Origin of the sequence: Breoghania sp., from assembly GCF_963674635.1 — a bacterium.
Taxonomy (GTDB): domain Bacteria; phylum Pseudomonadota; class Alphaproteobacteria; order Rhizobiales; family Stappiaceae; genus Breoghania.
On record NZ_OY771475.1, the window covers coordinates 669,167 to 681,251 of the forward strand.

Consider the following 12,085-nt stretch of genomic DNA (forward strand, 5'->3'; position numbering starts at 1 on the left):
GCGAAAAGGCGACGAGATACGAGGAGAGACGGGCAGAGCGGGCTTTGCGCCCGCTCAAGCGGCGCGACACCGCAGGTCGAAGCCGTTTCACCGTCCTGCCGGATTTGGTTGAGCGATCCGGCTGCGTCGTTGCAGCCCCTTGAAAACCAGAGGGTGTCCTGCGGGCTCGCGCCTCGCATCCGAACCGCTCAACCAAACCACTCGCAGCTCATCTATGGGGCCACACCCTAGTCCAGATCGTTCGGGATAACGCGCTTCTTGATGTAGTCCTGATAGACGAAAACGGAGGCGACCAAGCCCGCTCCAAGCCAGTTGCGGGCGCTCGTCATCGCAAGGGTGCGCGAGAACCCTTTGGCGTTCCAGCCGAATTCGCCGGCGAAATTGTTCGCCTTGTAGAATTGCTCCCCCATGTTGCCAAAGAGGAAACGCGCGATTTGCATGCGTTGCTCCGTGCTGGCGAGGCTCAGCCCGTTGCCACCGGCCAGCAAGCCATACATCAGGGCGGTGGAATAATCGCCCTGCCGGTAGTAGCTGACGGCCTTGACGGAGTCTGCTGCGAAACCGAGGCGGCCCGCCATGTGCAGGCTGTGGTGCAAGGTGTGGGTGCTCGCGGCCCCCATTGCCTTCAAGAGCATGTAGCCTTCCGCCGTGAACAGGCTGTTGCCGACAATCCCCAGAACGTGCTTTTCCTTGAAACCTTCCTGCGTGATTGCCAGCGAATGGTAGGCGATGCCCGCCATGCCGCCGTATCTGGTTACCATCTGCAATGATCCCAGCAGGCCGAAATGGCCGATCGACCGCGCAGTCGGCAGCAGCGACTTGGTGCTGTCTCCCATCGTGGTCACGAGCGGCAGCTTGAGCTTATGAGACATCTCAAGGGCCACGAACCTGGTGTCGAGCATCGCGTTCAGCATCACGCCCCAGGCGTTCATCTCCTTGGCCTGGTATTTTGTCTTGTTGGCGTAGAAGTTGGCCTTCTGCTTCACGGAATCCCAGAAATTGGGGGTCTTGCCGCACAGGCCATCCGGATCGTGCTTGGTGATCGGGTTGCCGCCGACATAGGCAAACAGGTTCGGCCCATCGGCCGGGCCAGCCGGGTCCGGGCTGGTCCAGCGCCCCATCCACGGAATGTAGGCGCGCTGGCCCATCCGGTAGAGACCGGAGCCGAGATCCACTTCCTTCTGGGCGAACCTGTATCGCTTTGCCTGCGTCTGGCTCGTGGCCCCACTCGCGGACACCCAAAGGGCGTCGGATCCATAGGGCAGATATTCCTGCACATCGACCAGGGTTCCCGCCTGGTCGAGCCGGGCGGCGACAGAGGTGAGGTGATCTTCGAGCTGGTATTGGGCAATTGTGCTGCCGGTGCCTGCGGGGGTGCGAAGCTGCAGGGCGAGACGTTCGTTCAGCATGACCTGCACCGAGATCTCGCTGACCGGTCCCGGTGCGCCGTTGGCGATGGGGCGGGTTATGATCGCGTCATCCAGATAGAGCGTTTCGACCGTTGTCCCATCGGGCGCGACGGCGACCTTGCGCAACCGCTCACGCCCATTTGAAAACTGCCCCCAGGTGTCGGTCTTTTTCGTGCCATCCACCCGCTCCGTATGGGCAGCGTTGCCGAAGAAGTCGTAATCGAGGGTCAAGTCGCTTGTCGGAGACAGCAGGTTTCCGCCTGCATCGTAGAAATCGTCCGGCGTTCCGGTGCCGGTGATCATCCCGCGCAGCACCCCGTGATTGGAACTGAGGGAGATGGCGATGTCCTGCTGCCAGCTGGATGCGGCCGCGGCATAGGCGATCGCGGTCAGGTTGGTGGCGTGGTCATAGGTGAAGCGTTGCTCGTAGCGCTCCAGTTCGATGCTCGATGCGGGCAGCGCGGGCGGCGTGTGGGATGCGTTCTGGCCGAGCCCTTTCGCGGCGCGGCCTGTCGCGGTCATAAGGCGATAGAGCGAGTCAAAGACATAGGCTGAATCGCCGGAGGTGGCCGAGGCGTCGCCTGGCACGGGCAGCGCGTTCATCTGGGACGTGACGTTGCCGACCGGATCATAGGCATAGCTGAGATCCTGCACGACCTCTTGCGCCGCTGTCGTGGTGTGAATGGAGGTGAGGCGCAGGGTGGTCGGCTCAAAGCCGCGTTCCACCAGGGCGCCGTTGCCAAGCGGCATTTTCGAGACGCGTCCGTTGGCGGCATAGAGCATCGGGCCCGCCACCATCTGGACATTGGTGGATCCGGGAAGTGTCAGCGCGATCGCCTTGAGCCAGCCATTGGGATAGAGCGCATAGGCGATCCGGGTGCCGTCGGGCGCGAGCGCGCCAATGGTGTTGCCGTCGCCGTCATAGGTGAAGGTGGTGGTCCAGACCGTCGGGTCGAGCGCCACGGTTGACGGTGTCGTCCAGTCGGCAGGCTGCGTCCAGTCGGCCACATATTGGCGGGCATGGCTGAATGGATCGCCCGACAGGCTGTACCTGTCGATCACCTGAATGCTCGCCTGATCATAGCTTTCGATCACCCGGTTGACCGTGTTGGCGGAGGGGGCGGAGCCATAGACGAACCGGGCGAAGGTCAGCGAAAGACCGTTGCCGATGACGCCCTGCGTCAGGGGGCGGCGGCCCGGATCGTAGCGGGTGGAAATCCGGTAGCCGCGTGGCGTCCAAACCTCCACCGGATTGCCCAGCGCATCGGTGAGCGTCAATCGCGGGGTTCCGGTTGCTCCCGGCGGAAGGGGGACGTTGCCCGCATCCGCATCGGCGCGCGAGATCGCGGTCCCGCCCATGTCGTAGATGGAGAGCGCGTCGAAATAGCTGGGGCGCGCCGGATCCGCAGCGTTGAAGAAGCGCGGATTGGAGGTGGCGAGTTCCCGCTCCTGCGGGTCGAGCCAACGCAGGGCGGTGAGTGGCTCAGGCTGGGCGCCGGAATGGTCGACCAGCAGGCTGCGGCTAGCAATCGTGCGGCCGCGCACATCGAGCATGCTTGTCAGCGGCGTGTCTTCGAAAACCGCCGCCTGTTCCAGCGCGGCGCGTTCGGGTTCGGGAAGGGTCGGGTTTGAAATGTTCGCCTTGTAATAGGGTGACTGCGTCACCGTATCGTCCGCATCATATTGGTCCGTCTGCCATATGGCGTGGACGTTGCGGGTCAGGAACCCCTTGGCGGTGAGCGTCCCGATCTCCCGGCCGAGGGGGTCGTATTTCAGGGTGTCGTGCGGCTGCACAGGCTGGAGCACGAAGCCGGGCGTGTCGGTGAGATAGGGCAGGTAACGTATACCGACCTTGCCGCGGCTGTCGAAACGCACCCGGTCGGAGACGAGCCAGTTGGCCTCCTGCGCATTGGCCATGCGCAATTTCGGCATTTGGGGGGGATGAAGGGCCAGAGGCGGTGTGCCGCTCACCAGGCTTGCCGTGCCGAGTGCGCGCTGCGAGGCGTCGAAATAGCCGATGGATACGTCATAGGCGGCGTTCGTGGCGCTCGGGGACGGGGCGCCGGTTTCGGGGTTGGCAAAAAGCCTTCGGCGCACCATGACCGTGTGCGGGGGCATGGAGGTCGCCGGGTCCCATTGCAGGTTTTCCAGCGCGTAACTGCCGGCATTCTGGAGATACTTCGCCGGATCCGCCAGAAGCTCCGTGGTTGTGGGCACAGGCAGGGGCGTATAGTCGGCAAGCGGGTCGTCGCCGACCTTTTTCCCGCCCTCCTCACCATACTGGCAGGTCACCATCACCTGTCCCAGCGGGTCAAAGAGCGCCTCCGCCGTGTTGTCGTTCACATCGACGATGCGCGCAGGCTGGGAAGATTGCACGTCCCACGTGATATGGGCGGTGAACCCCATCTGGTCGGTGCGCTTGATCTGGAAGAGGCAGGTCTCATCATAGGTGACGGAAACCTCGTGGCCGAAGGGATCCGTCGTGACGCTCAGAAGATAGAAGCCGTCCGCATCGAGATAGCGCGCGACATCGCGCCAGTTCCACCAGTAGCCGTCCTGCTTCCGGTAGCCGGCGATTGTCTCCATCAACGTGTCGTCGACCTTGGTGCCAAAGACCCGGTCGACCAGGCTCTGCGGGAAAACCGCGACCTGTTGATGGTGCTCCAGCGGAACCGGTGCAACCTGTTGAAGCGGCAGGGCGTCATCAAGGGCGGCATTCACATAGAGATCCTGCTGCCATGACTGGGGGATTGCCTGAACTGTGCCCGCGACCGGATTGGCGCCGTAGGGCACGACATTCTGCATGGCCTCGCTCGCGAGGCTTTGCGCCTGGGAAAAGCTCAGCAACGCGCCCGGCTCGACAAAGCCAGTGATCTGGAACATTTGCCTTTCAAAGGCGAGACCCACAAGGTGACCCGCCCCGGCTGTCGTGCCCGTGACCGGCGCGCTCGTCGTGCCTGACGTGTTTTCGTACTGACCCTCGATCACATTGATGAAGGCGGCGCAGTCGAGATCGATCTGGGCCGCGTCCTGGCCGGGCAGCAGCGGATCGGCGCCGGTCTTCTGCCGGTTCGCATAAAAGACCTTGAGCGATTGGAGGGGCTGACCGAAGCGGTCTGTCGTCACGTTCAGAACGTGGGCAAGGCGCGGTTGCGCGTCGGGATCGGCTTCGAAGGTGCTTTCAAGGCTCTCCGACTGGTTCACGCGGAAGACGGCGTAATTTCCGAACAGTGGTGGTTGCAGCATGTCCAGCGCGTAGGTGGACTGAGACGCGTCATAAGGTGTGGTCAGGGCGTCGCCATCGCCATCCAGCCCGCGCTTTTCCTCCCTGTAGGGGCGTCCGACGAGTGCCACATGCGCCTGTCGCACGGCATCGGCTCCCGCGGCATAGATCGCGCCGGGCAGTGTGGGCGGGGGAAGCGGATAGCCATCGTGATAGGCCTTGCCGGCGAGATCTTCGGCGATGCGATCCGCGGTCTCGAAAGCCCCGGTGTGGCTCCATTGCCGTGTCTGCAAGGGAGCGGCCTCGCTGGCGCCAACCTGTGCGGCGATCAGCCTCCGGCTTCGCGATCTTGAGGAAAAATGCCAGTCGCGTGAGGCCAGGACGGGATGGTCCTGCGACTGCACATAGGCAAACCCGCGAAAGGCGCGCGAGATCGGATCGTAATAGGCATCTCGATATTGATAGACGGTGGTGCGCGCGCTTTGCGAGATCGGATCGTTCACGATCACTTCCACCAGCACCTGCGGATTTTGTTCCAGCGCGGTGACCCAAGGGGCTCCGGCCGCGCGGTCGGCAAGCGCGAAATCGGATGCCGGGCGATAGGCCAGCTCCGTCTCTGCGCCCATTCCGTTTGCGTAGCTGCACAGCATGTAGGGCTTGGCGTGCGATGCCAGTGACAGAAACTGCTGGCGCGGGGCGGGGCGGTTCTGATCCACCACCAGTCCGGACAGTCCCAGACCGAGAATGTCGCCCGCGCTGATGCCATCGATCCGGGTGAACCCGTCCGGCAGGGCAAAACGGCGGGGGGCGGAAAAGCCGTTGCCGAATTCGTTGAAGGCGATGTTGATGCCGTCGGCATGCGCGATGATGAGATCCGCGCACCCATTGCCCGTGACATCGGCGAACTGGATCTGATCGGCGCTTGCGTTTTTAAGACCCGAAGGTGCGCCCGGCAGCGTGATTGGGGCGGCGAAGGTGCCGTTTCCCAGCGACGGCCAGACGCGCACCCCGCCGTTCCACACATGGACGATATGGGCGAGCCCGTCTCCGAAGATGTTGGCAAAGCCCGCAAAAAGATACTCCGCATCGGAGCTGTAGAAGGGCAGGGCTTCGGGCGTCTCCACGCGGTGGGGGGCGTTGTAGCCGTCAGCGCCCTTGGACATGGCGACCTGCCACCCGCTACCGTCGCCGCATAGCACATCGGTGCGGCCCGATCCGTTGAGATCGAGAAGGCGGGCCTTGGGATCGAGAAGCACAGTGGGAACCGCGGGCAGCGGCTGAAACGGACCCCAGTCCTGCTGCAGGCGGTTTGGAAAGAAGCCCGTCATGCCGGGCGTGATCACCATGAGATCGCTCCGCCCGTTGCCCTCCACATCGTTCAGCACCACGCGGCGGGGCGAAAGGGTGCGGGCATTGGGGAATTCCGGCGGCGGTTGCCCGGGCTGGTAGCGCCCCTTGCCAAGTGGGCGCCAATAGATGACATCCGGCCCGCCGCTTGTCAGGAAGCCCGTCAGTCCGTCGCCGTAAAGGTCGACCATCTGCAACGAGCCGTCGGCGAGATTGCCGCTCAGGGGCCGCCCGTTGTCGCTCGAGATCGGACCGAAGGCGGCCGTGTCCGGCGAAATCCCCGTGTAGTCGAACCGGACTTTCGGCATCGCCTTGGATTGCGCCGTGCCCGCCGCGTTGTGCCGCCATCCTGTGTGGCGCAGGGAGATCATACGGGAGGGGACCGCCCCCAGCAGGCCGGCATCCCGGTCGGCCTCGTCGCAATAGTCGAAGGACAGGACATCGGTGACCAGAGGCGAGCCGGCGAGGGTCTGGGGGAAATTGCAAGCGATCAGAACGGCTTGGCAGCGCCGGTTTGTGCGGATCTCGAAGCCGGCGCGATAGCTGGAAGAGGGATCGGGCCTGAGGCTCCAGGCGCGCACGGGATCGATTGTAGGGGGATCGAGATCGCGGGACCCGTAATCGAGGATGACCATATGGCAGAAGTCGGCCACGGCGGCGTCCGGCGTCGGATTGCCGTACCAGACGCGGTCGAGATATCGCTGGGCGGTGGAGGCGGGCGGCGATCCGGCCGGGAGCCCGGCACTGTCTTCCGCCTTGTAGGTGTAGACGATGCGATTGCCCTTGAGGTCGATCTCCTCGCACAGGAGCCAGCGGAAGATCCGCTTCGGATCGCTCGGATCGAAGACGCGGGCTCGCGGGGACTGTCCGAAAATCCGCACCCCGCCATCTGCGTCGGTGACCTTCCAGTGGCTTGTCCCGGTCGCCTCCTCGCTCCAAAGCTCAATAACGTCGTTGGGGCCTTCGACGCGGCGCAGGTAGGTGCGCACCAGAAATGTCTGGCCTTGTAGCGTCTCGCGTCGTTCAACACGCTGCCACGCGTTGCCCGATTGCGCGTATTTCGGCACAAGATAGTCGTTGTCGAAGATCAGCGTGTCCGTGTCATCATAGGCAGGCGGGCCGGTGAAGGTGGAGCGCGTGAAGGACGAGGGGGTCAGGGTGAAGCCCATCCCGAAGACGCCGTTTCCTGCGCCGCTGGAATAGCTGAGCGCGATGGACGGCTTGAGGCCACGGGCCTCCGGCATGGGCAGCGGAAAGGTGAGTTCGGCGGTCCCCGTGAAGCCGTTGGGGGTGAACGTTTCGCCATAGCCGAGCGAGCCTCCGGCATTCGGCAGGCTGAGTTCCGGCAGTTCGATGGTCGAGCCGCCGGTTCCCGCAGAAGAGCCTCCTTGCGAGGATGCGCCGCGCTGTGCGGTCTTCTCTCTGCCTCCTGATACCGTCGCCGTACTCATGTCTCACCCCTCCATCGCCATGCGGTCGTGCCTGATCAGCCTTGGTAAGGGGGGTAGCTGAAGGTCTGGACCGTCGGATCGGGGGAGAGCTTGTCGCCGCCATACGATTTCAGGTTCGACACGGTCAGCGTGTAGAGGGTGCTGTCGTCGAGACGTTGATCCAGCGTCAGGACCACCGCCTTCGGGTCGGATTTGGGAATTCCCGCGCTGACCACAGAAATGCCCGGCGTCAGGTCGTAATTTGCGACGTCGTCGGCCAAAGCCGGATCCAGCGGTTCGGAGAAATGCAACGCGATCAGGGCAGCCTGAAGAACCTCCAGCTTGTCGAGTTCGAGATAGGTCCGGGGCTTGCCGCAAGCCGGCTGGTTGCCGCCGACAAAGCCGACTTGGGCGCTTTCGTAGCGGCAATCGAGCGAAGGAGCGGCACATGGGTCCACCGGATCGCCGCTGCCATGGGCGGGGGAGACCAGATCGAACAGGGTCTTCCATTGGGCCAGGGCGGCTTGCGAATTGGGGAGGAAGCTGGCTGGCGACCAGATGTTGCGGGCATAGTAGCCGAATGCCGAAAAATCCGCCTCGGCCACACAGCTTATCGAGCTGTCGGGATGCGACGGATCCTCTCCGAAAGCCGCGATGCAGTGGCAAAGGGCCATCAACAGGCCTTCCTCCTGCAGGGCTTTCTGTCGCGCAAGCCCCCCATGAAGATAAACGTCGAGCCCGCTCCAGAAACACTTCTGGCGGCCATCGATATTCGCGTTCATGGACGTGTCGTCATAGGTGATCGACACCGCTGGATAAAAGCCCTTGAGCAGAGAGATGGACCGCCTCACGCGGTCTTTGACCACGGGGTCATTGGCGGGAAGCAGGTCGCCATTGGCCAGAATGTCCTGAGCCTGTTTCGGCGTGAACATGTGCGAGACAGTGCGCGAGAAAGCTGGGTCCGCCCCTTCGCTGGAGGTCATGCGGAACGTGCCGCCACCGGCAAGACGAACCGGCAGTCCCTCCGCGGGCTCCTTGGCGCGCGGTGGCGCCTTCATGTCCGCCTCCAGGCCGTGGAAATCTGCTTGCACCGTGAAATCGCCCACCACGAGGCCGCCAATGCTGTAAAGCCGTTCGTGAGGCGCCAACTCGCCTTCGAAACTCAGGCTGGGCGGGTGAGGGGCCTCGTGCCCATGTCCGACCGCGAGGACCGTAAGGGGGTGGCTTTCCGCTGACAGCAGCCTGTCTCCGGGGGCGAGGTGTTCGGCCAGAACGAACTGCCCATCATGGAGCAGCACGGGCTGGGCGGCACCGACAATGGCTTCGCCGGGAGCCCCGTCCGTGCGGATCAGGACGGTTTCGCCGACCGCCGTTTCCAGCGCCTGAACCATGTCGAGGCGGGCTTCGGTCCAGGTCAGATGCGGGGCCCCGTCTGCGCGCCGCAGTGTTGCACGCGGGATCGTTTGCGCAGCCGTCGCGTCGGCGAGAAAACAGCAGCAATAGGCCGCCATCATGCCCCAGTTTGGGTCCTGATCGTGAAGGTTCGTGCAGACCGTGATGATCTCCGGATCGAAGACCTGTTGCCCGGTGGCTCTGTTTTCACAGATGATGATACTGACGGGAGTGCCGACCGGTTGGTCCTTGCACATCGTGTGTACGGGCGACAGTTTTTTCGCCTCCGCGCAGATGATGGGGTTGGCGATCGGGCTAAGGCCCGCTTTTTTCAGACGTTCCTTGCAGGATTCAATCGTGTAAGCGGCGGTCATGGCGCATCTCCTGTTCGCTTGGGCAGGGCCTGACGTCCCGCGCCTTGGGGCCGGGCGCTTTCTGCTCATGTCGAGAAGGGGATCGGCCGGGTGTGCCGGCCGATCCGCTGGACGTCAGCTCGCGGCTTCGAAATCCGCAGAACTGCGCGCCGGGTCGAGGGGCGTGTCATAGATCGATTTCAGGTTCGCCGCCGTGACCGTGTAGGTCTTGCCCTTCTCCGGCGCTTCGGCCAGTTCCAGGGTGACAAGGAAGTTCTTCATCGGGTCGAGAGTGGCGGAAACGACGTCGATGGCCGGATCGAGGGTGTAATTCGCGATGTCGGTCGCGCTTTCGGGCTTCAGGCCAAGCGAGAACGTGAGGAGCAGGTGCGTCTCGTCGCGCAAGGTCGCAAGCTCAAGCGCGATATCGGGGGGCTGGTAGCCGCCCGCGCAAGCCGGCAGGGAGCCGCCGGTAAAGCCGCGCTGGATGGACTCGACGCGACAATCGATAGAGGGATCGCGCAGCGGATCCTCCGGATTGCCCCCCTTGAGCTTGGGGTCGATCTGGTCGAACAGCGCGCTGTTCCACTGCTGCATCGCCTTGCTGACATATCCCATCCAGCCCGAACCGATCCAGGTGAGGCGGGAGATGGTGCCGAAGGCGATGAAGTCGCAGGTTGCAACCCCGGTGAAGCCGTCAGCGGTCATCGGTTCGGTTCCCGAGAAGGCCGCCACGCCCCAGGACATGGCCATGTAGAGGCCTTCATAGCTCATGCCGGTCATGCGGGCGAAGCCACCGGTCATGCGGACGATTTTCATGCCGAAATACTCATAGGCGTAGACATTCGGCAGCATGTTGGTCGGGTCGTAGATGAAGTTGATATCCGGGAAGAACCCCTTCAGCTGAAGGGCGATCGAGTTGAACATCGATTGCGGAACCGGATTGCTGAACGGCATCTGGGTGCCGTTTTGAAGGATCGATTCCGACTCTGCCTGCGTGAAAAAGGCCTGGTAGGCCGTGGGCACCTCGGAGGCGCCGTAGGAGCGTGCGTAGACCTTGAACTTCGATGCGAAATTCGAATCCGCCGGAATGACCTGCGAGCCATCCTCAGAGAAGGTCATGTTTGCGTCGCTGCGCATCGCCTTGGTTGAGCGGCGGGAAAAGGCCTCGTCGTATTCGCGTGAGCCGATCTCGAAGCGTTCGTCCGCGGTGTCGAACAGGGAGGCGTTGCTTTCTGCGCTCATCTGGAGGTCGAAGTCCCCCACCACGACGCCATCGGCGAGCAACAGGTGGCCATCGGCCCCATTGTCGGTTGGGGCGGCGGTGCCGATGTGATGCACGCCGCCGAAATAGGAACCGATGGACACGAGCATCACCGGGACCGGGTTGCCCTCGGCGTCGATCAGTTCATCGCCGATATAAAGCGTGTTGGCCGTCACCAGCTTGCCTGAGGCCAGTAGCACCGGTTGGTCCGTGCTCGCGATCAGGTCATGCAATCCGTCTTTCAGCAGGTAGACGATATAGACCATGTTCGGCTGTTCGATCTGGTGTCCGGGCAGGCCGCCCGAGGCGCCCTCGCTGAAGCTCACCAGTTGCGGGCGCCACTCCAGCGTCATTCCGCTGCCCGACGTGCCGACAACGCTGGCGGCCAGAACCTCGGAGCCAAGCTTGATGTCCTGGATCTTCTCCGTCTCGCTGCCTGTCGGGCCGGTGCCGGGTACGGCGATCAGGGTGCCATAGGCGAAGCAGGCGCAACAGCAGAAGCAGTTCTGAAACCCCCAGGCCGGGTCCTTGCTCTGGAGCTCGGTACAGATCGGGATGATCTTGTCCGGATTGCATTTCCATTCGTTGTTGTTGGAGTTGTGACAGCAGACCTGGCTGACCGGGAAATACAGGTTCGCGCCGGCGCACATGGAGTGATAGGTCGACGACACCATGAAGTCCGCGCAGTGATATTGCAGGCTCATTCCATCGACGCCGCATAGGGGGGTAAGGCCCGCCTGCGTGAGCTTGTTGTAACAGGTTTGCGGATCGTAACCCATAGAAATAACTCCCTGAAATGTGCCTCTAAGGCATTGAATAAATGAATATTTCCCCGACCTCGGGACGCAACGCGAGTGGGGCGTTCCTCGTGGCGCGCGTCAGCGGGCCGGAGCGGGAAGGGGCTCTCCCCAGAAATTCAGGCCCGGATTGTCGGGGTCGGGTGCGGGGCAGGTGTCGGTGCTGCGTCGCGCCTTGTTTTTCACCACGCAGCCGCATTTCGCACAGACCGTCCTTTCCGCCTGACCGGCGCCCGCCAGACGGTAGAGCGTGGCTTGTCGATCCGGCGGCGCGATCAGGTTCGGACAGGCCCGGCAAGCCTCAAGGCGCCTGGCGTAGGTCGCCTCGTCGACGGTCGAAAACCCGGTCGCCGACCAGCGCGCAAGCGACGTGGCCGCACGTGAGACAAGCTCCAGTGCGGGAATGCGCTTTTCCTGTGCGGGTTGGGGCGGGTTTTGCAGGAGGCGGGCCAGATGCGGGGCGGAGCGGCGCGCGACGAGCAGGTTCTGCGCGTAGCTCTTGTGGGTGAGTGCGGCGATCATCACCTCCTCGCTCACCAGATCGTCCAGTCCGAGGATTTGCGAAAATGTCCGGCGCTCCTCCAGCAAGGACCCTTCATCCAGCAGGGAGCCTTCATCCATATCGGCTGTTGCCGCCGTCACGGGAGCGGTTTTCGGATTTTGCAGCATGAACTAACCAGATTCCAAATTGGCTAAGGTAAGCGAAAAAATCAATGAGATATAAAGTATTGGAGGGAATCATATCATAAAGAATGCGTTGTAAAATAGAAAAAAGCGATTTACATGGAATAAAAACGAACTACGATAAATGTAATATGGGCGCTTGCAGTGCGTTTGTATGTAATGTCTATTTATTTGCGTTATATATTA

4 protein-coding genes are annotated in these 12,085 nt (G+C 62.7%); all 4 read right to left on the reverse strand.

The window, feature by feature from the left end; genetic code table 11:
- Positions 1–227: 227 nt before the first annotated feature.
- The 4 genes from ABGM93_RS03035 to ABGM93_RS03050 all read right to left on the reverse strand — a co-directional run bounded on the left by ABGM93_RS03035 (position 228) and on the right by ABGM93_RS03050 (position 11,884).
- On the reverse strand, positions 228–7,430 hold the full coding sequence (locus ABGM93_RS03035) for a SpvB/TcaC N-terminal domain-containing protein (protein WP_321503366.1): 7,203 nt from the start codon (positions 7,428–7,430) through the stop codon (positions 228–230).
- A 35-nt stretch (positions 7,431–7,465) separates the two neighbouring features.
- Positions 7,466–9,175, reverse strand: a complete 1,710-nt coding sequence (locus ABGM93_RS03040) for an Ig-like domain-containing protein (RefSeq protein ID WP_321503368.1) — start codon at positions 9,173–9,175, stop codon at positions 7,466–7,468.
- Positions 9,176–9,289: 114 nt separating this feature from the next.
- Positions 9,290–11,197 (reverse strand): hypothetical protein, encoded by a 1,908-nt coding sequence (locus ABGM93_RS03045; protein ID WP_321503370.1) that lies wholly within the window; start codon positions 11,195–11,197, stop codon positions 9,290–9,292.
- Positions 11,198–11,296: 99 nt separating this feature from the next.
- Positions 11,297–11,884, reverse strand: a complete 588-nt coding sequence (locus ABGM93_RS03050; RefSeq protein ID WP_321503372.1) for a hypothetical protein — start codon at positions 11,882–11,884, stop codon at positions 11,297–11,299.
- Positions 11,885–12,085 lie beyond the last annotated feature (201 nt).